At 64.7% G+C, this 21,800-nt stretch carries 27 protein-coding genes; 15 read left to right on the forward strand and 12 right to left on the reverse strand.

Annotation, left to right across the window (positions count from 1 at the left end; genetic code table 11):
- The first annotated feature begins 75 nt into the window (after positions 1-75).
- The 8 genes from KQ305_RS01440 (at position 76) to KQ305_RS01475 (ending at position 7,427) form a co-directional block, all read left to right on the forward strand.
- On the forward strand, positions 76-771 hold the full coding sequence (locus KQ305_RS01440) for a hypothetical protein (RefSeq protein WP_259723675.1): 696 nt from the start codon (positions 76-78) through the stop codon (positions 769-771).
- Between the two features lie 450 nt (positions 772-1,221).
- Positions 1,222-1,935, forward strand: a complete 714-nt coding sequence (locus tag KQ305_RS01445) for an endonuclease/exonuclease/phosphatase family protein (RefSeq protein ID WP_399230221.1) — start codon at positions 1,222-1,224, stop codon at positions 1,933-1,935.
- 661 nt (positions 1,936-2,596) lie between these two features.
- Positions 2,597-3,211 (forward strand): ATP-binding protein, encoded by a 615-nt coding sequence (locus tag KQ305_RS01450; protein ID WP_259723677.1) that lies wholly within the window; start codon positions 2,597-2,599, stop codon positions 3,209-3,211.
- 297 nt (positions 3,212-3,508) lie between these two features.
- Positions 3,509-3,709 carry an alpha/beta hydrolase fold domain-containing protein gene (locus KQ305_RS15380; RefSeq protein ID WP_399230241.1) on the forward strand — a complete coding sequence of 67 codons (201 nt, stop codon included), beginning with the start codon at positions 3,509-3,511 and terminating at the stop codon, positions 3,707-3,709.
- Positions 3,710-4,203: 494 nt separating this feature from the next.
- Entirely contained in the window at positions 4,204-4,785 is a 582-nt protein-coding gene (locus tag KQ305_RS01460; protein WP_259723679.1) for a hypothetical protein, read from the forward strand.
- 431 nt (positions 4,786-5,216) lie between these two features.
- Positions 5,217-5,789 (forward strand): dihydrofolate reductase family protein, encoded by a 573-nt coding sequence (locus tag KQ305_RS01465; protein ID WP_259723680.1) that lies wholly within the window; start codon positions 5,217-5,219, stop codon positions 5,787-5,789.
- A gap of 827 nt (positions 5,790-6,616) precedes the next feature.
- A complete protein-coding gene (locus KQ305_RS01470; protein WP_259723681.1) occupies positions 6,617-6,898 on the forward strand; it encodes an antibiotic biosynthesis monooxygenase in 282 nt (93 codons plus the stop codon).
- Positions 6,899-6,917: 19 nt separating this feature from the next.
- Positions 6,918-7,427: a DUF4188 domain-containing protein gene (locus KQ305_RS01475; RefSeq protein ID WP_259723682.1), complete on the forward strand. Its 510-nt coding sequence runs from the start codon at positions 6,918-6,920 to the stop codon at positions 7,425-7,427.
- A gap of 112 nt (positions 7,428-7,539) precedes the next feature.
- On the opposite strand, the gene KQ305_RS01480 is transcribed toward KQ305_RS01475, so the two are convergent.
- Genes KQ305_RS01480 through KQ305_RS01500 form a run of 5 tightly spaced genes read right to left on the reverse strand, consistent with a single transcriptional unit; the run spans position 7,540 to position 10,965 of the window.
- Positions 7,540-8,025, reverse strand: a complete 486-nt coding sequence (locus KQ305_RS01480) for a GNAT family N-acetyltransferase (protein WP_259723683.1) — start codon at positions 8,023-8,025, stop codon at positions 7,540-7,542.
- Positions 8,022-8,459 carry a hypothetical protein gene (locus tag KQ305_RS01485; RefSeq protein WP_259723684.1) on the reverse strand — a complete coding sequence of 146 codons (438 nt, stop codon included), beginning with the start codon at positions 8,457-8,459 and terminating at the stop codon, positions 8,022-8,024. The genes KQ305_RS01480 and KQ305_RS01485 overlap by 4 nt, the downstream gene beginning before the upstream one ends.
- Complete coding sequence (locus KQ305_RS01490; protein ID WP_311134305.1) at positions 8,456-9,268, reverse strand: sulfite exporter TauE/SafE family protein; 813 nt, start codon at positions 9,266-9,268, stop codon at positions 8,456-8,458. The genes KQ305_RS01485 and KQ305_RS01490 overlap by 4 nt, the downstream gene beginning before the upstream one ends.
- On the reverse strand, positions 9,265-9,792 hold the full coding sequence (locus KQ305_RS01495) for a rhodanese-like domain-containing protein (RefSeq protein WP_259723685.1): 528 nt from the start codon (positions 9,790-9,792) through the stop codon (positions 9,265-9,267). Before KQ305_RS01495 ends, KQ305_RS01490 begins: the two co-directional genes overlap by 4 nt.
- Positions 9,793-9,837: 45 nt before the next feature.
- Positions 9,838-10,965 (reverse strand): MBL fold metallo-hydrolase, encoded by a 1,128-nt coding sequence (locus KQ305_RS01500; RefSeq protein ID WP_259723686.1) that lies wholly within the window; start codon positions 10,963-10,965, stop codon positions 9,838-9,840.
- A 170-nt stretch (positions 10,966-11,135) separates the two neighbouring features.
- Here KQ305_RS01500 and KQ305_RS01505 point away from each other — a divergent pair, with 170 nt between their 5' ends.
- The 3 genes from KQ305_RS01505 (at position 11,136) to KQ305_RS01515 (ending at position 13,179) form a co-directional block, all read left to right on the forward strand.
- On the forward strand, positions 11,136-11,492 hold the full coding sequence (locus KQ305_RS01505) for a metalloregulator ArsR/SmtB family transcription factor (RefSeq protein ID WP_259723687.1): 357 nt from the start codon (positions 11,136-11,138) through the stop codon (positions 11,490-11,492).
- A gap of 354 nt (positions 11,493-11,846) precedes the next feature.
- Positions 11,847-12,464, forward strand: coding sequence for a cytochrome b/b6 domain-containing protein (locus tag KQ305_RS01510; protein WP_259723688.1), 618 nt, complete (start codon positions 11,847-11,849; stop codon positions 12,462-12,464).
- 4 nt (positions 12,465-12,468) lie between these two features.
- Positions 12,469-13,179 carry a molybdopterin-dependent oxidoreductase gene (locus tag KQ305_RS01515; RefSeq protein ID WP_259723689.1) on the forward strand — a complete coding sequence of 237 codons (711 nt, stop codon included), beginning with the start codon at positions 12,469-12,471 and terminating at the stop codon, positions 13,177-13,179.
- A 15-nt stretch (positions 13,180-13,194) separates the two neighbouring features.
- Here KQ305_RS01515 and KQ305_RS01520 read toward each other — a convergent pair whose 3' ends face one another.
- The 4 genes from KQ305_RS01520 to KQ305_RS01535 form a co-directional block, all read right to left on the reverse strand.
- Entirely contained in the window at positions 13,195-14,442 is a 1,248-nt protein-coding gene (locus KQ305_RS01520) for a cytochrome c biogenesis protein DipZ (RefSeq protein WP_259723690.1), read from the reverse strand.
- A gap of 51 nt (positions 14,443-14,493) precedes the next feature.
- Positions 14,494-14,754, reverse strand: coding sequence for a DUF4079 domain-containing protein (locus KQ305_RS01525; protein ID WP_259723691.1), 261 nt, complete (start codon positions 14,752-14,754; stop codon positions 14,494-14,496).
- A gap of 218 nt (positions 14,755-14,972) precedes the next feature.
- On the reverse strand, positions 14,973-15,491 hold the full coding sequence (locus tag KQ305_RS01530; RefSeq protein WP_259723692.1) for a DM13 domain-containing protein: 519 nt from the start codon (positions 15,489-15,491) through the stop codon (positions 14,973-14,975).
- A gap of 111 nt (positions 15,492-15,602) precedes the next feature.
- Positions 15,603-16,478, reverse strand: coding sequence for a hypothetical protein (locus KQ305_RS01535; protein ID WP_259723693.1), 876 nt, complete (start codon positions 16,476-16,478; stop codon positions 15,603-15,605).
- Between the two features lie 289 nt (positions 16,479-16,767).
- Here KQ305_RS01535 and KQ305_RS01540 point away from each other — a divergent pair, with 289 nt between their 5' ends.
- The 4 genes from KQ305_RS01540 to KQ305_RS01555 are packed head-to-tail and all read left to right on the forward strand — an operon-like array spanning position 16,768 to position 19,776.
- Positions 16,768-17,493 (forward strand): anti-sigma factor domain-containing protein, encoded by a 726-nt coding sequence (locus KQ305_RS01540; protein ID WP_259723694.1) that lies wholly within the window; start codon positions 16,768-16,770, stop codon positions 17,491-17,493.
- An 11-nt stretch (positions 17,494-17,504) separates the two neighbouring features.
- Positions 17,505-18,521 carry a hypothetical protein gene (locus KQ305_RS01545; RefSeq protein ID WP_259723695.1) on the forward strand — a complete coding sequence of 339 codons (1,017 nt, stop codon included), beginning with the start codon at positions 17,505-17,507 and terminating at the stop codon, positions 18,519-18,521.
- On the forward strand, positions 18,518-19,096 hold the full coding sequence (locus KQ305_RS01550; protein ID WP_259723696.1) for a sigma-70 family RNA polymerase sigma factor: 579 nt from the start codon (positions 18,518-18,520) through the stop codon (positions 19,094-19,096). Before KQ305_RS01545 ends, KQ305_RS01550 begins: the two co-directional genes overlap by 4 nt.
- Complete coding sequence (locus KQ305_RS01555; RefSeq protein ID WP_259723697.1) at positions 19,093-19,776, forward strand: cupin domain-containing protein; 684 nt, start codon at positions 19,093-19,095, stop codon at positions 19,774-19,776. Before KQ305_RS01550 ends, KQ305_RS01555 begins: the two co-directional genes overlap by 4 nt.
- Here KQ305_RS01555 and KQ305_RS01560 read toward each other — a convergent pair.
- The 3 genes from KQ305_RS01560 to KQ305_RS01570 all read right to left on the reverse strand — a co-directional run bounded on the left by KQ305_RS01560 (position 19,773) and on the right by KQ305_RS01570 (position 21,663).
- Complete coding sequence (locus KQ305_RS01560; RefSeq protein WP_259723698.1) at positions 19,773-20,609, reverse strand: metal ABC transporter permease; 837 nt, start codon at positions 20,607-20,609, stop codon at positions 19,773-19,775. The two genes, KQ305_RS01555 and KQ305_RS01560, sit on opposite strands and share 4 nt — an antisense overlap.
- Positions 20,610-20,810: 201 nt before the next feature.
- Complete coding sequence (locus KQ305_RS01565; RefSeq protein ID WP_259723699.1) at positions 20,811-21,023, reverse strand: hypothetical protein; 213 nt, start codon at positions 21,021-21,023, stop codon at positions 20,811-20,813.
- A gap of 271 nt (positions 21,024-21,294) precedes the next feature.
- Complete coding sequence (locus KQ305_RS01570; protein ID WP_015110192.1) at positions 21,295-21,663, reverse strand: AbrB family transcriptional regulator; 369 nt, start codon at positions 21,661-21,663, stop codon at positions 21,295-21,297.
- Positions 21,664-21,800: the final 137 nt, after the last annotated feature.

The raw sequence follows: 21,800 nt of genomic DNA on the forward strand, positions 1-21,800 counted from the left end.
CGTTATGGCGGTGATCTAAGAAGATGCTGCTATGGACCGCTTGATCTTCCGGACTCTGCCAGGGTCATCCTCATGATGACATGGACCCCTGATTGCATCTCCCTTTTTCTCAATGGGAATGAACTCTCCGATCGTGCAAGTTCCGCCAGTGAACTCGGCGTCAGTACCTCGGTCTCAGGGGTGTACGCCTCCGGCCTCATCTTTCCGAATCTCCAACTCCGTGCCTGCTTGTCTGAGGAAGAGCACCTCTTCCTTTGCACGGTCATAGATCTTGATCAGAAGGTCACAGCTGGTGACCGCTATAGCGTAATCCGTGCGTCGGGCCTGCTGCGCCAGCTCCTGCTGGACGAGACGCCGCTAGTGCACGCTGTCAATCGGCAATACCGCCTTGAACTCTCCTTCCAGACCGTAGATTTCTCACAGCCACTCCCGGTTGAAGCTCAAGCACACTGGCAAGCCCTCGATCCCGAACCATTCCCAGGTGCCCGTACCCAGAGTTGCAGCCTCAAGCAGTTTCTCAGCGCTCCATGCTTGGCATGGAATGGCCGCAACGCCCGCGTGAGTGATCTCATCCGGGCTTGCGCAAACGCGAAGGGCGGCATCCACTTTGGCCGCACCAAAATTGCAGATGAGCAGATGATGCTCGACTGGGATCAGGCCATTAACCTTCTCGGAGAGGAGCCGAGCATCATGGCAATTGCAGCGGTGTGTCGTGTGACTCTCCGCGGTCTCAGTGGTCTGGTGAGCGCCACTCAAAGAGGGGCTGCCTAACTAGCCCCTCGAGTGGACAGGCCACCATCAACTATCCGCTGCGCCATCCCAGACTCCTTGCCTGCCACTCAGGGGCAGCGTTAGATGTTTTCTGATTCCAATTATAAAGGAGCAAAAATGAAAAAAGTACTTCCATATATCCCGGCCATTCTTGGATTTTCCGCCGCATGGGCATTCGGCTTATCGTCATCGATAATGATTCTTGTAGGTGGTTTGGTTGGGCTTTTATGTGGTCTTCTGCCATATTTCATTTCAAGAGGCAACCGTACTGAATTTGCAAAGACGTCCTTGTGGGTGTGCGGTGTCGCAGGCATGATCGGCGGTGCGCTGTTGTGTTGGCGGTCCCTACCGCTGTGGTAATGGCTATTGTTGGGTATTTCAAATCAAAGTCTGCGCCTCTTGATGCAACCGACATCTAACCAGCCGCCCCTGAGCTAGCACGTTAGGCGTATGCACATTTTGACTTGGAACTGCAACGGTGCCTTGCGCAACAAGCTTGATGCGTTAGCAACCTTACAGTTTGATATCGCAATCATACAAGAGTGCGAAGATCCCGATCTCTCCAATAGTCTTTCGTATAAGACATGGGCGAAGAACCATCTGTGGACTGGAAAGAATAAGAACAAGGGTATTGGAGTGTTCGCCTCACCTGCAGTAAAGCTTGCTCCTGTTGATCTTGAATTAGGTCAACTCGAATCGTTTCTTCCGTGCCGGATTAAGGATAGCTTCTTACTTCTGGCTACCTGGACTCGGCAAGCAAACTCACCTACTTTTCAATACATTGGACAGCTCTGGAAGTTCATTCAAGCTCACCGCGCCGTGCTTTCAACTCAGCCAACAGTGATCGCTGGAGATCTGAACAGCAATGTTCGCTGGGATAAATGGGATCGATGGTGGAACCACTCTGACGTAGTCAGAGAGCTCTCGGCAATGGGACTGGAGAGCGTCTATCACCGTAGCCGCGGAATTCAGCAGGGTTCAGAACCGGAGCCACCATTCTATTTGCAGCGGAATCCGGCCAAGGAGTATCACATCGATTACGCCTTCGCGCCTGTTGCTTGGCTAGATGAATGTTCAGCTTGGGTCGGTGATTCTGACAAGTGGTTGCAATGGAGCGATCACATGCCTCTCGTAGTACGGGTGGATCCTCCTGATGACGCCTAACAGGCCCCTCGAGTGGACAGGCCACCACCAACTCTCTGCATCGCCGCCCCATAATCCTTGCCTGCCACTCAGGGACAGCGTTGGGCGGATCGGCAGCGAACAATGACGACCTGAACAGCAGGAATACAAAGACTCCCGCAGAAGAGGGGACGGCAACAACAAATCAAATAGAGCAGATACGTCCTTGTCCTCCGAGGTCACTTCTGCTCCTTTTGACATGTAAACTCTCTCAAGGAGGTACTCTGAAAACTCATCTTTATGCTTATGACGAGTCCCGGGATCCAGTAGGAGCCCTACGGATTCAGTGAACAGATCCGCAATCTGCAACACATCAAACTGGTGGGAGGGCTTGTATTCAAATTCACCAAGAGCAAGGTTTCAGCCAATGCAAGGCTGCCCATAGTGAGCAATAGATTTTGGGTGTCTCTACCAGCCCCCTCGTCCCACCCATCACCATGTAGTGATAAGACCTCGTCAAGCCCATTGCTGAAGTCTGACATGCCTTCCTTGTGAAGCTTGAATGCTTTATTTGCTCTAGAGGGGATAGGGGAAACGCCACATTTGGTGCTTCTCGGTTTATACCTTCCTGGCGGTCACCGCTCACGCAGTACTTGCCCAAGCTCTCTGGAGGGGAATAGAATGCTGCAGAGCTTCACCTCCAATGCGTATCGCGATTTCTGGATCACACTCTCTTGGCAAATCCACGGTGGTCAACGATTGGGTCGCCGCCCAGCCTGGTTTTCTCAGGGAAGAAGAGCCCTACCGCGCCCTTGGCATCTTCGGACCTTATGAGATTAAGTTCCGCGAAGCCTCAACCAGGCTTCAGAACGGGATTCAGATGTATTACAACATCTCTCGAATCCATCGTTACTCGAGCATGTCTGATGATGTGATCTTCGATCGAGCTCCGGTCGATTATCTTGCCTATTCGCAATACACCGCCAATCAGGCCACCACCGACATCGACGATGCCTTCGTGGCCTCGATGGTGCCCGCCGTGAGGGAGTCGCTGGATCATCTCGATATTCTGGCTTTCGTACCGTTATCTGAGGCCTGGCCAGTGGCCATGGAGGACGATGGTATCCGCCCCGTGGATCATGCCTACCGTGACGAAGTGGACGCGATCTTCAAGGAGATCTATCGCGAGGGTCGCTTCGATGTCATGCCGAGAGAGCAGGCGCCACGGCTGATCGAATTGGTCGGGCCAGCCGAGCAAAGGCTGGAGCAGTTGAAGAGCGCCATCTTTGACTTCCAGCAGCAACGCGAGCCTGGCTGATGGACCCGTCCCTGGACCATGCGATCCACAACGGACCGGCGGCTGCCTTGTACCCAGCACTGGTGCCGGGAACTCTCTTGCGCGACCGCTGGGTGGCGGAGATCCGGTTGCTCTGGGGAGTCCAGGAGCACCCCAGCCTGGGGGCTTTCCCTGAGGTTCAACGCTCGGAAGCGGCTTTCCCCTCTCTGGAGGAGGGGGTCCAGGTGACGGCCACGGTCTTCACACCTCCTGAGCCAACACCTGATCTGCTCCTATCTGCACGGGGGCGGCTGGATCGCTCCGGCCTCAGGCCGGCATCTGGGCTGGGCCAAGCGCATCGCCGGTCTCTCGAGGCAAACCGTGGTGGCTATTCACTACCGCCTCGCGCCTGAGCATCGGTACCCCCGAGCGCTCGACGACGTGATCGGCATGCTCCGAGCCCTGCAGAAGACTAGTGTCGGCCAGATCACGGTGGGTGGTGACGACACCCTTCGCGATGATGGCCTTGACTTTGCCTAGCGGGCGCTGGCCCTCGGTGCCCCACTGCGGATCCGCCAAGGTGAGGCCAGGCCCCATGGCTTTCACATGCAACACCGGCTTGACCCTGCCGCAGCAGCAGAGGCTGAACGGGTGATCCTGGAGTTTCTCGAAGGTAGCCGCCTACCAGAAGCCTGGATCAGCCCTGTCCTGGCTTGAACGGACGTGAGAGGAACTGGGCATGGCAGCTGACACGAGACACCCTCTATTTACAAGCAACGGATCTAAGTCACTGATTTTCTCTGCTGTCTATAAACCATGGGGAGCTATGTAGGGAATAGTGGTTGTCAACTTATTCTTCTTAGCTTTGGCAAAATCTCTAACTCTGCCCCCTTCGGTGAATCATCTGGACGCTTCCGCCCTACATCCAGATTTATCGGACGGGTCTATCAATGCCGCATGACCGCACAGAGCTTTGGCCCGCCGCTGGCCTAGGCGTTAGCATCCTCTTTTCAAGACTTACAGCCGCAGTTGTATTGACCAACGAGACAAACTCGATGTCAGACATCAAGATCAAGCTGGAACGCCCCTTTGTCGATGAGCTGTTTACTCGGTACGAAGCCGTGATTGGCAGCGACTTCCCAGGTTATCGAAACCATGTGTATCGCACGATCACCTATGCCATGCATTTCCTTGGTGATGCAGAGGAACATGAGAAGCTGGTCGAGGCTGCGTTCGTTTACCATGACATCGGCCTCTGGACAGACCATGAGTTAGCCTATCTGGAGCCATCCGAGGCTGTGGCGATAGCCGACAACATGAAGTATGGACTGGGGCTGGATCCTGGCCTGTTGCGTGGAGCCATCCATTGGCACCACAAGATGTTTCCCTATATCGGACCTCACGGAGACATCATTGAGGCCTGCCGCAAGGCCGATTGGATCGATGCTTCAAAAGGACTACTTCGCAAGGGCTTGAGCAATGTCCAAATTCAAAGAGTCGAAGCCGCGTTTCCAAACTCTGGTTTCCACGAGACGCTGCTGCGACTTGCTAAAGATTATGGGGGCTCAACACTTGCTGGGGTTCTTAAGGTGACTTTGGGCATCGTCAAATGGTAATTATCTCCACGGCGCGGGCTGGTCATTGATTCAAGGCGATGCCGCTTCGCGGCACTACTTACTACCAACGTTCGATGGGCTCTGGGCCGGGCCTGCAGGCCGATTGGATGCTGACCGATTGAACCAGACTCCTTTTGAAACCGGTATCAAGATGAGGGTGCTTATGGCTGGGGCCTCTGGCAAGCTCAGCAGGTGCTCGGCGTTTGCCAGGCCATCAGCACGATCGCTATCTGCCATTGATCGTCAGGATCCTCTGGCCGTCGATTGTTCACCAGGCCCGGTGCCGGGTTGGGCAAAAACTTCTCGAATCAGTTCAGGTTTCTGATGCCGCGGTGGTCCGCGACCATCTGATTGTTCTGACCACAGCGGCTGCTGGCCTGTGAGGTCCTAGCGTCACAAGGCCTCTGGCTGCCCAGCGTCTCACGAACCCCATGAAGACGCAGTACTACACCGCGGCCAGTCTTGACGGTTTCGTTGCCACCGAGGACGACTCCCTGGAGTGGCTGTTTCCGCTCGGCGATGTCAAGGAAGCTGGCTATCCGGCCTTCATTGCCCAGGTCGGTGCGATTGCCATGGGAGCCTCGACCTATGAGTGGATGCTGCGCCACTCCGAGAAGGTCCTTGAGGATTCAGGTTCAGCTTGGCCCTTCACCCAACCGACCTGGGTGTTCACCCATCGCGACTTGCCACCCATCGCAGGTGCTGATGTCCGTTTCGTGCAGGGCAGCGTCAAGGCGGCCCACGCCCGGATGATGGAAGTGGCGGGCGGGAAGAACATCTGGATTGCTGGTGGTGGTGAACTGGCCGCCCAGTTTCATGATGCCGGTTTGCTGGATGAAGCCATCATCCAGATCGGTTCGGTCACCCTTGGCCAGGGCAAGCCGCTCTTCCCACGCCGGGTGACCAACCCACCGTGGCGGTTGCTGTCGGTGCGCCAGATCGGCTCGGGTCTGGCCGAGCTGCATTACGCGCTGCCCCGAGCCCCCCTCGGCCAGGAAAGATGACGCCTCTCCATTCGGACCACCAGGGGGCTTGATGGAGCAGTTCGTTGCGTCGTTCCAGCGAGGCCGTCTGGCCGCAGGCTTCTGCGAAGCAGTGGGCTGATGTCAGGAGGCGGATGAGTCCGCCACCCCGGCAGAGCGTGGCCCGGAAGGCGTGCGGTCGGGCTGGTGCCTCAGGTTTGATCGCTGGTTGCACCACCTGGGGTGGGTGCCGTCGCCTCCTGCACCACTGGCGCTTCGTTCAGTGAGCTGTCGAATGGCCCTTGTAGGGATCCGGATCCCAGAACACGACGATCGAATGGTTGGCCAGTCGGTAGATCTGGCCACGTTGGCTTCCTGGATCTCTCGGCGTGCCGGCGTGCCTTGCTGATCGAGGTAGGCGTTGGGGGTGCTCCCGTTGGGCTTGAGCTCGATGCGGGTGCCATTTTTGAGCTGAATGCTCAATAAACCCTGGCGCTGCGAAAAGCTGCACAGGCCCGATGACGTGGCCTTGTCAGCCACCTTGGGAAACACGTCACACCGTTGGCCAGGCAGACCCTGATGGCAGCCAGATCCGTCAACGCCCTTCTGGAAAGCGTTCTTCTGGCGTCAGAAGAGTTCTAGGCCCTCATTGAGGCCGTGCGTCTGTCCGTGCAGCAGAGCTGCAGATCCATCACGGAAGAGGAAAAGTATGATTGCATCCTCTTATGGTCAGACGGCATCCCGTTTGACGGCGTGTTTGTGTACAAACAACATGTCTCCGTTGAATTCAGTTGCGGAGCTTCCATCATTGATCCGTTTGATCGGCTTGAAGGGGAAGACTTGTCAAGTCGATCAACAGGAGTGAACCCTTGGATCACGTTCTGATCATTCACGCCGTGCAGGACTACGAGGCGTGGAAGAAGGTGTTCGACGCGGCGGCCGCCATGCGGAGGGACGCGGGCGAGCGATCGTTCCAGGTGCTCCGGTATGAGAACGACCCGAACAAAGTGGTGCACTTCTCCCGGTGGGATTCGCTGGCCAAGGCGAAGGCCTTCTTTGAGTCCGCCCGGTTGGTGGACATCCGTCGACAGGCTGGCGTCGAAGCGCCTGAGTTCATCTATCTCCACCAACTAGAGGCAGGCACGCTGTGATGGCAGCCGGATTCGCCCCATGAGCCCCATTTTCCCCGGCCGTTACACCGCCCAGATCGAGGGCCCGTTCGTGGTGTTCATCATCGGTCTGCGGGTGAATCGCCTTTGGGCCCTCCACCAATGGCTCCCGGTGGCACGGGCGATGGGCCCCATGATGCGTGAACTGCTGGCCAGTCCCGATCTCGGTCTGCTCAGCGCCGAGACGTTCGTCTATTGGCGCGGTGTGGGGCTGGTTCAGTACTGGCGTTCCTTCGAAGCTCTGGAGAGCTTCTCGAAGAATCCGAAGGCTTCGCACCTGAAGGCCTGGAAGCGTTTCAACCAGGCGGTCGGCGCCAGTGGCAGCGTGGGCATCTGGCGCGAAACCTATCTGGTGGAGGCCGGCCGCTATGAATGCGCCTACGGAAACATGCCGCGCTTTGGCCTGGCCAGGGCAGGAACGCATCAGCCGGCCGTCGGTGCCATGGAAACGGCGAGCCGCCGCCTGGGACGGGACGGAGATCCAGCCGTGCCCAGCTACGACAACCCCTGAGGCCCCCTCTGCCCAAAGGATTGTCGTTTCAGGAAGGGAATTCGGCTGCGAAGCGGTTCCTCCCATGGGCTCGCTCTGGAGGCCCTGCAAGGAACACCCGAGCCCCTGAATCTCAGGCCAGCGTCTTGAACATCACCAGGGCGTCCACATCGCCCAGCCGGGGATGGCGGAAGGCCCCCGGCAGCCGGCCGATGGTGCGGAAACCGTTGCGGCTCCAGGCCGCCACCCCGGCCGTGTTGGTGGCCACCACCAGGTTGAACTGCATCGCCGTGAAGCCCCGCCGCAGGGCCTCTTGCTGGGAGTGGTGACAGAGGGCATGGGCCACCCCCTGGCCCCGGGAGGCCTCGGCCACCACATAGCCGGCATTGGCCACGTGGGCGCCCAGGCACGGTTGGTTGGGGCGCAGGTAGTAGGTGCCCAGGATCGCGCCGCTCGCATCGGTGGCCACGAAGGTGGCGGCGGCGGCCTCCACCCAGGCCTGCCGGGCCGCTTCGCTGCCGATCGCCGGGTCGTGGGGGAAGGTTTCGCCGGCGCGGAACACCGGCTCCAGCACCGCCCACACCCCTGGCCAGTCGGCAGGGTCGTACGCCCGGATCATCCCGCCGCTTGCACCACGATCGACTTGCTCACCGTACCGGGCAGATTCCGCGACACCGGACAGACCTTCATGCGTCGCTCCAGAAAGGCCCGGCTGGGCCCATCCAGCTCCGGCGTCGCCGCCCCATCGGCCGCCTCCAGCCGCACCTGGAACGTGCCGTTCACCGCCTCGATCATCCAGTCGGCGGAGGCGGTCACGCTGAGAACCCCATCGACAGTCGCCAGGGGCAGCTGCCGCTCGACGGCGTTGGCCACCAGGTAGTGGTGCTGGCAGAGCAGCAGCGACAGCAAATAGAGCCGGAAGCCGGGGGTCCGCAGGCTGGGCTCCAACGGCTGCCAGGGCTCCTGGTCGCCGTTGCGGAAGTCGACGCTGAGGGCGTCGCCGGCGGCCCCGTGGCGGCTCTGCAGGCGGAACTGGAACAGGAGGTTGGTCATCGCTGGGGAGAGACGGCGGGGAGGGAGGGGATGGCGGCGCTGAGGTGGCGCTGGCGCTGAAAGGCTTCGGCGCCCGTGAGCAGGGCCGAACCGACCAGCAGGGCGGCGAAGCCCTGGCGCAGGTGACGATCCGACAGGCGGGGGGCCAGGGCCTGTCCGCCGATGGCCCCCACCAGCCCACCCCCCACCAAGGGGGCCAGCAGCGGCAGGCCGGCCGCCGGCCAGTGCCCCAGAGCTTCAAGGGCCACCAGGCTGTTGGTGGCGATCAGCACCAGGCTGGTGCCGCTGGCCAGGGGCATCGGCAGACCGGCCAGCAGCACCAGGGCGGGCACGATGGCGAAGCCACCGCCCACGCCGGCGATGCCGGTCAGCAGGCCCACCAGCACCCCCTGGCCGGCGAGGGCCAGCGGGGCGCTGCGGGAGCCGCTGCCCGTGGTGCTCGGGCGCCGCGAGAGCAGCCAGGCGGCCACCAGGGCGGCGGCGGCGAACACCCCCAGCTGTATGGGCTCGGGGATCAGGCCGTGCTTCACCAGGGTGCCTCCGATCCAGCTGCCCGCGAGGGCCGGCACCCCCAGGATCAGGGCGGGGCGGGGCGCCACCTGGCGTCGCCGCAGGTAGGGGCCGGCATTGGCCACCGCCAGCAGGGTCACCGCCAGGAGTGAGAGCGGTACCGCCTCACGGGTGGGCAGCCCGGCGCCGCTGATCAGCAGGGGCAGCAGCAGGATCGAGCCCCCGGCCCCGAGCACCGCCAGCAGGAAGCCGATCAGGGCACCCCCACCGGCCATCAGCAGCAGGACGGCGGCGCTCAAGGGCGCACCCGGTTCCAGGGCATCACGGCCAGCAGGCGGGCCATGCCGCAGAAGCCGCTGAGGCCGGCGAAGCTGAGGCCGGCCCCCACGAAGCCGCTCAGCCAGATCCAGCCCGGCGCCACGGTCTGGCTGAGCAGCACCCCCACCAGCACCAGACCACCGGCGACGATCTGCACCTGGCGCATCAGTGGCAGTGGCGCCCTGGAGTGCCGTTGCACCGGCAGGCCGGCCTCCTGCCAGGCCCCTAGACCCCCCTCCAGCTCCGCCAGGGGTTGGGGATGGCCGCGGCGCAGCAGATCGGCCAATCCTTGGCTGCTGCGATTGCCGCTCTGGCACAGCAGCACCAGCGGGCCCTCCGGCAAGGGCTCGCTGCCCAGCCGTGACAGGGGGATGTTGTGGCTGCCGGGGATGTGACCGGAGGCGAATTCCATCGGTTCGCGCACGTCGATCAGCGTCAGCGACACCGCGTGGCGGTGGCTGGCGAGGTCGCGGGGGGAGAGGCGCCGGGGGGTGGTGGTGGTCATGCTTCTGGCGGTGGGGGAGTGAATGGGGAAGGGGGTGTTTCGGGCTCAGGTGGGGGTGGGGGTCGGCACCTCCAGCAGCAGGCCCTCGGCCTGCCAGCCCCGCAGGCCGCCGCGCAGGTTGGCTACGGGGCTGCGGCCCTGCTTCAGCAGTTCCTGGGTGGCCAGGGCCGAGCGGCTGCCGGAATGGCACAGCACCACCACGGGCCTGCCTGTGGGGATCTCGGCGGCGCGGGCCGCCAGCTCCGGCAGGGGGATGGCCAGGCAGCCCGGCACCCGGCCATCCGGCCCGAGCACCTCGGCTTCGGAGCGCACATCCACCAGGGTCAGCTGGTCGCGGTGTGCGGCCACCCAGGCGGCCGCCACCTCCGGCAGGCCCGCGTAACTGCGTTCGACCGGTCCCCAGTCGTCCTCTTTGCTGTGGTCAGCGTCGCTGGGCATGCCCGAGCGCAGGTTGGCCGGCAGGGCCTCGGCGATCCGGTGGGGATGGGGCAGGTGCAGGTTCTCCATGGAGCCCACGAAGTCCCGCTCGTCGGCACCACCGCCGAGCCTGGCGTTGTAGGCCTTCTCTTCGGCCACCGAGCTCACTTGGCGACCGCTGTAATCGTGGGCCGGGTAGAGCTGGCACCGGTCCGGCAGCGTGAGGATCTGCGCAGTGATCGAGCGGAAGAGGGTGTGGGCATTGCCCTGCTGGAAATCGCAGCGGCCGCAGCCCCGCACCAGCAGGGCGTCGCCGGTGAAGGCCAGGCTCCGGTCGTCGAGCACGAACGTCAGGCAGCCATCGGTGTGCCCCGGGGTGGCGCGCACCTCCAGATGGCGGCCGCCGAAGCGCACCCGATCGCCGTGGGCCAGGGGCAGGGTCACGTTCCGGGCGCGGGCCGCGGCGGCGAGGCCGATGGCGCAGCTGGTGGCCTGGTGCATCCGCCAGCTGCCGGTCACATGGTCGGCATGGGCGTGGGTGTCGAGACAGGCCACCAGATCGATGCCCAGTTCCCGCACCAGGGAGAGATCGCGGGGGTGGTGGTCGTAGACCGGGTCGATCAGCACCCCTTCGCCGGAGGGCACATCCGCCAGGAGGTAGGTGAAGGTGCCGGTCTCGGCGTCGAAGAGCTGGCGGAACAGCAGGCGTGCCCCGCCTGCGGCGGATTCGAGCAGAAACGGAAGGACCGAGGCCATCGAAGCAACCTGAGTTGGCTGCTATGACCATACACGCATACAACGTCTAAGGAGTGGAAGCGGCGCCGATGCGGCGTCCTGCTGCGGCCATGTCCATTTCAGAGCGGTTCTGGCTTGGGCCAAGGCCTGGGAAAGCCTGCATAATTCCTCTAGCGACATAACCTTCTGCCATGGGCGTTGCCGGCCACGGTTCCATCCCCAGTTCCATCCCCAGTCCCGAGCTGCTGGAGGAGTTCAGCCAGTTCTTCCGCCTGCTGAGTGAACCGGCCCGGCTTCAGCTGCTCTGCCACCTGCGCCAGGGGTCGGCCGATGTCGCCTCCCTGATTGAGGCCACCGGGTTCAGCCAGTCCCACATCAGCCGCCAGCTGTCCCAGTTGCAGCGGGCTGGCCTGGTGACCTGCGACCGGGACGGGGTCCGGCTCATCTACCGAGCCGACACCGAGCTGGTGGAAGAGCTCTGTCACCTGGTGCAGACCCGGATGAAGCAGCGCCTGCAACAGCAGCTGGATCAGCTCCAGGCGGTCTGATCGTCCGCTGCTTCAGCCGATGGCGTCTGGCTATCCAGAAGCGATCTTCGCCACAGGTGGTGAGCCCAAGCGCCTCCTGGGGATTCCGGGCTGATGGCCCTGCGATCCGCCCGATCACGGACGAGCTTGGCCTTGTGCCCGATTTGGGGGCCGATCTCGATCGGGTGGCGGGACGCAACCTTCGGCATCCCCTTCGGCAACCTGATCACCCTGGGGGCCCAGGGACAGTTGGTGCTGAACCGGCCTGCGAAGACCCCAGCCCCTGCGGTGGAACCGCCACCGTGGCGCTATTGGACTGCCGAGGGGGGCAGAATCAACAGGGTGTTGGACCATCGCCTCGCTTCCGCCCCTCTGATGCCCACGTCAACCAGACGCCCCAGGGCGCCTATCCGGTACGCCCCGCTCTGGACCCGGGCCTTCCACTCCTTCAACCTGCTGGTGATCCTGCTGATGGCCGCCAGCGGTCTTCAGATCTACAACGCCAATCCGGTGTTCGGGGGCCGGGGCGGTGCCACCGTGCCCGAGCTGTTCACCCTGGGGGGCTGGTTGGCGGGCGGCCGCGACTGGCATTTCGGCGTCATGGGCCTCTATGCCGCCAATCTCGGTGTCTGGATTGGCCTGCTGATCCGCCAGCGGCACCAGCGCCTGGCAGCGCTGGCGGATGTCGGCACCCTCCGCGCCAGCAACAACACTCCGAAGCGACGGCTGGCTGCCCATCGGTTGGTCTACACCCTGATGCTGATCGTGCTTGGCTTCAGCCTGATCACGGGGATGGCGATGTACAAGCCCGCCCAGTTCTGGTGGCTGGTGGGTCCATTCTCCTTCGCCGAAGCCGCCGGCCACGACAGCTGGCAGGTGCTGCGCGTCTGCCATCTGGCCACCATTCCCGCCATCGCCCTGCTGCTCGGCGCCCATGTGGTGCTGTCTTGGCGGGTGGGTGGGCTGCGGCTGTGGCGTTCGATGGCCGTCTGATCCCATGGCCCACCCTGCTGATCCCCTGAGTCGCCGCCGTTCCCTCGGCCTGCTGCTCGGGGCTGCTCCGACGCTGCTGCTCGGCGGCTGTGCCCTCAATGGTGTCAGTGAGGCGGTTGGCGCCGCCACCCAGCCGCTCAACGAACGCCTCGAGGCCCTGCTGCAGGGCAAGGGGAAACTGCCGGAGTTCCGTCCCAGCCAGGTGGATCCGGCCGCCCTGCTGATCAACAGCTTCAATGGCACTCCCGAATTCACGCCTGGCAGCTACCGACTCGCCGTGAGCGGGCTGGTGAGCCGTCCGCTGAACCTCGATCTGGCTGCCCTGGCGGCCCTGCCCCAGCAGCAGTGCGTCATTCGCCACGTCTGCGTGGAGGGCTGGTCGGCGATTGTGGCCTGGTCGGGGCCGCGGCTGGCGGATGTGGTGGCCCTGGCCGGCCTCTCGCCGCTGGCCGGCTACGTGTTCATCGAATCGGCCGATCAGTACTACGAAAGCTGGGATCTGGCCTCGGCGCTTCACCCCCAGACCCTTCTGGCCACCCACATGAACGGCGCCCCGCTGCCGGCGGCGAACGGGGCGCCGGTGCGGCTCGCCACCCCGATCAAGCTCGGCTACAAGCTCAGCAAGTGGGTCACGAGCCTGAAGCTGATGGCCACGCTCGGGGATCGGCGGGGGTACTGGGAGGACCAGGGCTACGAGTGGTTCGCCGGCCTCTGAACCAAAACCCGGCCCTCAGGGGCGCACCAGCCCCGTGGGCACGTCCTTCTGGCCCGCTTCACGCAGCAGCTCCTGGATCGTGCGTTCGGAACTGTCGTACGCGCCCTCACCGAAATGGGAGTGGCGCAGGCGGCCCTGGCTGTCGATGAAATAGAAGGACGGCCAGTAGGTGTTGCGGAACGACTTCCAGATGGCGAAGTTGTTGTCGATCACCACCGGATAGGTGATCCCCAGCTTGCGGACAGCGGCGCGCACGTTGCCGAGGTCGCGCTCGAAAGCGAACTCAGGGGAATGAACGCCGATCACCACCAGGCCATGGTCCTTGTACTTGCTGGCCCAGGCCCGCACATGGGGCAGGGTGCGCACGCAGTTGATGCAGGAGTAGGTCCAGATGTCCACCAGAACCACCTTCCCCCAGAGCTGATCACGGCTGAGGGGCGGCGAATTGAGCCAGGTCGCCCCCTTCGGGAAGGGCGGCAAGATGCCCAGCACGGGCAGGCGGCTCAACACAGGGGCGCTCTGGCTGGCTGCCTCGGGGGGCGGAACTCTGGCGAGCAGGGCCTGCTCGAGCCGGTTGGTGTCCGCCAGAGCCCAGCCGGCGAAGGAGGCCTGCTCCAGGCCCAGGGCGCTCAGCCCCACCGCCGCCAGCACGGCGGCCCCCAGCCCGCGGCGCATCCAGACACAGGCCCCCTGCGAGCGTTTGAGCGCGTTGGACAGTCGACTGCCGGCCAGCAGTGCCACCGCCAGGGAGGTGGCAGCACCCAGGCCATAGGCCAGCAGCAGCAGGGCGGTGTCGGTGCTGCCACCCCGCAGGGCCGCTCCGGTGAGGATCAGCCCCAGGATCGGCCCCGCGCAAGGGGCCCACAGCAGCCCCACCGCCACCCCCAGCAGGGCCGATGCGCCGATGCTGTGTCCAGCGCCATGGGCCCGATCTGATCGCCGCGACAAGCCTGCGCCCAGACGCACCAGCGACCGGCTGAGGCGATCGGCCAGCGCCGGCCAGAGCAGGGCGACGCCGAACAGGGCCAGCGCGGCCAGGGCCGCCATCCGCCCCCACTGGTGGGCCTGCACCACCCAGCCGCCGCCTAGGGCCGCCAGGCTTGCCAAGGTGGCGAAGGTCACCGCCATGCCGGCCAGCAGGGGCAGGGCGCTGCGCCGGAAGGAGTGCCCCACCCGGCTGAACACGAAAGGCAGCACCGGCAGGATGCAGGGGCTGAGGATGGTCAGCAGACCGGCGAGGTAGGCCAGAAAAGGCAGGGCCATGGGGGGAGGGGATAGGAAGACCCTGGCCCGTTGGGGTCTGGAGCGCCGCCCTCAGGGGGCTGAAGGAGCCATCGCTGGAGTGAGGGCCGGGCAGCGCATCGCCGTGTAGTCGCAGGCGTAGACGGTGGCTTTCTGCCAGCTCAGCGGAATCTCGAGCAGATCCCTGGGCCCGGTGAGGCCTTGGGCGAGGAAGATCAGCGCAGCCAGGGCTTTGGCGCTGATGCGCAGCCGTCGCCAGCGGAAGTGCCGGAGGGTCTTGGGGCGGCAGGCCACCGAGAACAGCATCAGACCGACCAGACTGATCCCCCCCAACAAATGCAACTGCCAGAACACCGCATCGAGGGGGTTGTCGCTGGGCCACCAGAGAGGGCGAAGCTGGCTCGGTAGAGGGGCCGCTTCACCCGCCAAAGCGTGGCCAGCGCCAGCACCATGCCTACCAGCACCAGAAGCAACAGTCCCAGCCTGGGGGCTCCCCCTTCGAAGGCCCCCAGGTGGTGCTTGGCCTGGGTGAGACGGCGTTCATCCGCTGCTCAGGGCTTCAGGGGAGACCAGGCCATCGTGGCGTTGAATTTCTGGCACCAGATGAGCACCGATTTCTGCGCCTTGAGATCGATCGAAGCGGGGATCACGTAGCTCTGGGCCCCCTTGCTGGATTTCAGCGAGGCCAGAACCGTGTAGCTGCCAGGTTTGAGGGGAAATCCGGGGGCCTTGGTCATGGCCAGGGGGGTGGCCGACGGGCTGAAGATCACCTTGAGATCCGGGGCCATGTCGTTGGTCTTGAAGTCGCTGCTGAGGGTGAGCACCCTCTTGCCGCCTTCTTCGCTGATCGTGAAGCCACCGGTCACGGGAGCCTCAGCCTTGCGGAAGCTGCCCTTGGCCATGGCCATCCCCATGCCCATTCCCTTGGAGGGTCCGCTCATCGCGGGAGAAGACTGGGCAAGCCATGGGCTCTGGAACGGTGCGGCGTGGAGGGCAACACCGGAGAGCGCTGCGGCAGCGACCACGGTGAGGGCGCCGGTGCGGAGGAAGGTGCTGGTGGAGCGTGACATCTGGGATGCAGCGAGAGTGGCGAGGTAAGGGGCCGGGCAGCGAAGCAGCACGGCCTCCGTTCACCACGACTTACCCGTGGGCAGCCGGATCGGATTGGATCGGTGGTTCCATCAGCCGATCGGCACGGTGCGGTCGAGGGCCTCGATATCCACCAGGCGCCGGCCGCGGCTGTCGATGGAGACCAGATCCGCGAACGTCCGGCTTTCGCGAATGTCCTCCATCCGGTAGTGATGCACCTGCAGCAGCGCCGATCCCGTCACCTCGTCGGTGCCCTCCACCAGCACCATCAGGGCCCCGCTGGCCCTGGCGATGGCCTCGAGCCCGAGCTGGACCAGGGGACTCTCGGGGGTCAGCGGGTGGCTCAGGACGGCCGTCAGATGCAGCTGGGGCGTGGCGGCGTTCAGCAGCGGCAACGGGTGCACGCGCCGCTGCCACAGCCCCGGCTCGATTTCCTCGTCCAGGAACAGGACCATCGCGTAGGTCACCTTCAGCCAGTAACTGGGGTCGGCGGTGACGAAGCGGCAGCTCAGATGGCCGCCGGGCCAGGAGCTCAGGCACAGCTGGCGGCTGAAGCGCAGCGGCGAATCCACCTGGGTGAAGCGCAGGAAGAACAGGCCGGTGACCATGGCGGTGGTCAGGATGCCAACGATCCGCTGGCCCGCCGCCAGGCCCAGGGTGTAGGGCGAGCTGACCCGGGCGGTCTGGAAGCTGGCGCTGAAGAGGTTCTGCAACGCGAAGATGCCGCTGTCCGGCACCCCCATCACTCCATCGGCTTCCAGGTGGCGTGAATCGAGCTGAAAGGCCAGGGCGAAGAGCAGCACCTCCGCCAGGTAGATCAGGGTCATGGCCAGGAAGAACACCGGCCAGGGCATGCGCATCGCCATCGACACCGGCTGGCGCCAGAGGCTGGTCCAGGGGCTGCGCTGATGGCCCAGGGCCCGTTGAGGACTTCTCCAGTGCGGACGCAGGAAGGTGGGCAGGCGCACAGGGAGCCGATGCCGGAAGAGAAAAACAGTAGTGGCCCCCCCTCCAGGCCCGCCTGGCGTTCGCCGGCAAGATCCGATCGTCCCCATCGCCGGTAGTACCTGTGTCAACACCCCGACGAGGGCTTCAAGGGAGTGAACCCATGCCGATCCCACCGTTTAGCCGGCTGGCAAGCCTTACGCTCACGGCTGAAGTCCAGCGCTGGTCCCATCAGTCGTTGGTTGGCCAGGGTGCCGCCTTTGAACGGTGGCAAGGCGTGCCCCAGCATCCGATCGTGTTCCAGAGGCAGCCGTGATTCCAGGCGATGTCACCCCCGATGACAGCAACGATGCCCTGTTGGCGGGCCATGCCCTGGGGGATCTGGATGAGGCGGAACGGGAGCAGCTGGCCATCCTGCTGAGGGAGCAGCCCCAGCTCGGCCAGCGTCTGAACGAGTTCCGCACCACCCTCGAACTGTTGCCCCTGGCGTTGCCGCAGACCGCTCCGCCTCCCCAGCGACTGCGTCAACGCTTGATCGGCCGCCAGGGGTCCCCAGTGCTGGCGCGACCCGGCCGGGGGCCGATCCCCGGTGGCTGGCTGTGGCCGGCCGTGGTGGGGGTGGCCCTGCTGGGGCTGGGTTACGAGCTGCATCAGACCCGTCAGCAGTTGGCGCAGCTCCAGGGCCATCTCCAGGCCTCGGCCCCCGCGGTGGAGGCGTCCCGCCGCATGGTGCTGGAGGCCGTCGATCCCTCCGTCCCTGCCACAGGCGAAGTGATGGTGACCGGCAACCCCACCCACAACGTGCTGATGCTCAATGGTCTGCCGCCGCCGCCGCCCCATCACGTCTATCGCCTCTGGGCCAATGTGGATGGCCTCAAAGTGGGCTGCGTGGCCTTCGTGCCCACGGCCCAGGGACACGTGGCGATGCTCATCCCCACGATGCCTACCAGTGTGGCCACCAGTGTGAGCGTGACGCTGGAAAACGACCAGGTGGGAGCCAGCCCCAGCGGCCGCATGGTGCTCTCCAGCAGCATCTGAATTCTCTACTGATGACGTCACCGATCGGATCGGCCCCGTTGCCGATGGGGAGCAGGGGCTTTCTGCCGCTGCTGGCGTACGTGCTGTTGCGGGGGCTCGATGCCACCGTGCTCAAGGGCCTGCAGGTCTTCGGGGCGCTGCATCCTGTGCGGGGGGAGAATCCGATCAGCTTCTGCAACCTGTTCTTTCTGGCCCAGCTGGCGGTGGGGCTGGCGGCTCTGCTGCCGGGTCGGCGGACCCTGAGGGCGGATCTGGCCGCTCTGGGACCTGGCGATCGGCGCCTGCTGGCCGGCGATGCCTTTCTGGGGCTGTTTCTGGGCCCTGTCGCCTACTACCTCGCCCTGGAGTCGCTCTCGGTCATCAGCCAGACGCTGCTCTTTGCCCTCGTGTTGCCGGCCTCGGCCCTGCTGGCCCGCTGGGTGCTGGCTGAGGCCCTGCCGCGGAGCTTCTCGATCAGTCTGGTGCTGATTGCCGCCGGTCTGCTGCTGCCGGCGGCCGCCACGGCGATGGCCGCCGGCAGGATGGATCAGTCGGTCGGCCTCGCCTGGGCCCTGGTGGGGATATTGGCCTACGGGGCTGCCTCCGTGAGCGGTCGCCTGATCGCCCTTCGCAGCTGGCCCCTGGCCGTCAGCGTCGGTGTGACCAACCTGGTGTCGGCCCTGATCTTCGGCGTGATCGCCCTGGTGCTGTTCGGTCCCCACCATTTCCTGCTGTTGCAGCTCTGGTGGGTGGTGGGGGTGATCGGGCTCTATGCCCTCAGCCTGCCCCTGGGCCGGGAACTGGCCCTGCGGCTCGCCTATCGACACCTCCCTGTGGCGCAGGTCTCCCTGTGGAGCTCCCTTTCGCTGCTGGTGGCCCTGCTGAGTGCGGCCGTCCTGCTGGGGGAATCCCTCCAGGGGCCCAGCCTGGCCGGGTCGGCCCTGGTGCTGGCTGGAGTTTTCGCCAGTCGCTGGCGCTGGCCGATCCGATCCGGGCCCACGTCGGTACTACTTCCTACCGCCCCCGCCCCCTTGCCACCTTGGCCGTGACCCCCCCCGACGCGGATGCCACGGGCCGCACAGGCTTGGGGACCCACCGGCGGGAACAGCAGGCCAGGTCCCAGGGCCTGGGCGCGCTCTACGACAGCTGCGGTGGCCCCGTCTATCGACTGGCCATGCGGTTGTGCCGCTCGAGCCAGGAGGCGGAGGACCTCACCCACGACGTGTTCCTCCGCTTCTGGCAGCAGGATCGCTACGACCCGTCCAGGGGACCGGTCCTGGCCTACCTGTTGTTGCTGACGCGTTCGATGGCGCTCAACCGCATCAGCCAGCGCAAGAATCGCTGGGAGCTGATGCAACGCTGGTCGGAGCAGTTGTTTCCTGCTGCCGTGCCCACACCCCATGAAAACGCGGAGGCGGATGAACTGGCGCAACGGGTTCGGCAGGCCCTCGACGCCATCCCCGCCAACCAGCGGCAGGTGCTGGAGATGGCCTATTACGAGGGCCTGAGCCAGTCCGCGATCGGAGCCCTGCTTCAGCTGCCCCTCGGCACCGTCAAGACCCGATCCCGCCAGGGCCTGATCCGTCTGCGCGCCCTGCTCCACGATTCGCCCGCCCAGCTGTGAAGCCTGCCCCCACCCGCGTTCATGCCGACCTGGCCCGCCGGGCCGTCGTCAACAGCGCTGCCCTGCCCTGGCAGTCCTCGCCCCTGCCTGGGGTGGAGCGGCGCCTGCTGGATCGCGATGGCGGCGAGGTCGCCCGGGCCACCTCTCTCGTCCGCTACGCCCCCGGGAGCCACTTTTCCCCCCATCAACACGGCGGCGGTGAAGAGTTCCTCGTGCTTGAGGGTGTCTTCTCCGATGAGCACGGCGACTATGGCCCGGGCACCTACGTGCGCAACCCGGTCGGCTCCGCCCATGCCCCCTTCAGTGCGGCGGGCTGCACCATCCTGGTGAAACTGCGGCAGATGGATCCCGCCGACCAGACACGGGTCGTGATCGACACTCGAAGATCCCCCTTCGTGCCTGGCCTGGTCGCTGGACTGAGCGTGCTGCCCCTGCACGGCTTCGGGACTGAACAGGTGGCCCTGGTGCGTTGGCAGCCAGACACCCGCTTCCCTCTCCACGCCCATCCCTGGGGCGAGGAGATCTTCGTTCTCGACGGGGTGTTCGAAGACGAGCAGGCTGCCTATCCAGCGGGAACCTGGCTGCGCAATCCGCCCGGCAGCCGCCATGCGCCATTCAGTGGCCGCGGCTGCCTGATCTGGGTCAAGACCGGCCACCTTGGCCAGGCGATCTCCGCCTAGGAGACCGCTGGACCGCCCCGGAATGGGGCCACCGCCAGGGCGGTGAGGAAGCCCACCAGCTGGGCGATCACCACGCTCGGGCCCGACGGCAGGGCGAAGGCGGCGGAGAGCAGCAGGCCCAGCACGGCGCAGGCCGCCCCCAGGCCAGCGGCCAGGGCCACATAGCTGTCGAAGCGGCGGCTCACCAGCCGCGAGGCGCAGGCGGGGATGACCACGAAGGCGCTGATCAGCAGCACCCCCACCGCCTTGACGGAAATGGCCACCACCACGGCCAGCAGGATCAGGAACAGCAGCCGGTGCAGGGAGACGGCGACCCCCCGGGAGCGGGCAAGGGGTTCGTCGAGGGTGAGCAGCACCTGGTCGCGGCGGGTGAGGGCGAGGTAGCCGGTGGTGACGACAAGCAGGACCCCGATGAGGGTGAGGTCGAGCCAGGTGACCCCCAGGATGTCGCCGAAGAGGAGCTGCTGGATACCGCCCTTGTAGACCCGCAGCAGGCTCAGGGCCACCACGGCCATGGCCAGCGAGGAGGAGTAAACGATGTTCAGCAGGGCATCCGCCGGCAGACGGCTGCGTTGCACCAGCTGGTTCGTCATCAGGGCGAACAGCACCGCAAAGGGGATCAGCACCAGGGTGGGATCGATGCCCAGCAGGATGCCGAGCGTGATGCCGAGCAGGGCGGAATGGCCCAGGGCATCACTGAAGAAGGAGAGCTGGCGCAGCACCGCGAAACTGCCCAGAACGCCGCCGAGGGCGCCACTCAGCAGGCCGCCCAGCAGCGCCCGCTGCATGAAAGGCAGCTGCAGCAGTTCCACCAGGGTCGATCCCTCCGTCATGTCCACCGCCATCGGCCCAGGGTACCCAGCTTGCCTGGGGCCCTCTGGCGTCAGGAGGGTGTGTGGACCAGGGCCTCGCAGACCAGGGCGAGGCAGGCCGCCAGCAGGACCAGGCGGCCAGCCCGGCAGACCAGCCGGGAGGTGACGACGAAACCCATCGGGATCATTGGCGTGCTTCGGTGCAGGGCAAGGGGAAAGGGTTCAGCGGCCTGTCGCCTGGAGGGGGCGGAGGTCCGTCAGGGTCACCGAGAAGGCTGGGGATCCGTGGCGGGTCAGGGGCCAGCGCCGCACCCAGCAGCTGTCGGTGTCTTCGTCGATGCTGATCACCTGGTAGGTACCGCCCTGGCGGCTGTTCAGCTGAACGAAGCCGCCGGGGTGCGGGGCTGCTGCTGAATGGGATGAGGGGTAGGGCATGGGTAGAACCACGCATCAGCCCTCAACGTAACAGAAAGTTGCAGATAGATTGACGAGAAGCCGGTTCATGTGCATTCCAAAGCACATGGCGACCATCCCTTGCCCCAAACATGCGTACCCCCCTCGGGGCGGGCCCAAGGGGGGTACTTTGCGAAAGCTTTGGGGAGTTGATCAATCTCCCGGCCCCGCAAAATCTTTCTAGATCAGCAGCAACGGCTACAGCGCAGGCCTGCACATTTCGTCACAGGCGCTGCAGCGGTTCCGCATCGGCTCACTCGTCGTCGTCGGAGCCGCCCACCGGCACGAGGCGAATCGCCTTGCGACCCAACTTGATCTCGAATTCGTCGCCCGGCTCGAGGCCCAGCATGGCGGTGTAGGCCTTGCCCACCAGCAGGTTGCCGTTGAACTGGACCTTGGCGGTATAGCCGAGCTTGCGGCCGGCCTTGGTGGCCGCCTTGCCCACGCCATCACCGAGGTTGATGCCCTTGGCGTCGAGAAGGGCTTCGTAAAAAGCCGTGAAGTTCAAGCGCTCATTGCCGTCCTTCTTGGTGCTCACGTAGCCGCAGCTGCGGACCAGATCCGATTTCGAAGCGTCCCCCAGCTCTTTCACCTTGGCGAGCAGATCGGCACCTTTGAGCATGATGCAATGGCGGTGGGTATTGAGCGAAATTGTACAACTCGGGCCCGCGATCGCCAGTCGGGCCAGGTTCGGCTCTCCCTGCCTTCTGGCCCTATGCATTGCGGCTGCTCTGTGGTCACCCGCTGTGCTCCGGCGGC

Origin of the sequence: Synechococcus sp. CS-1332, assembly GCF_025127995.1 — a bacterium.
Lineage (GTDB): Bacteria > Cyanobacteriota > Cyanobacteriia > PCC-6307 > Cyanobiaceae > Cyanobium.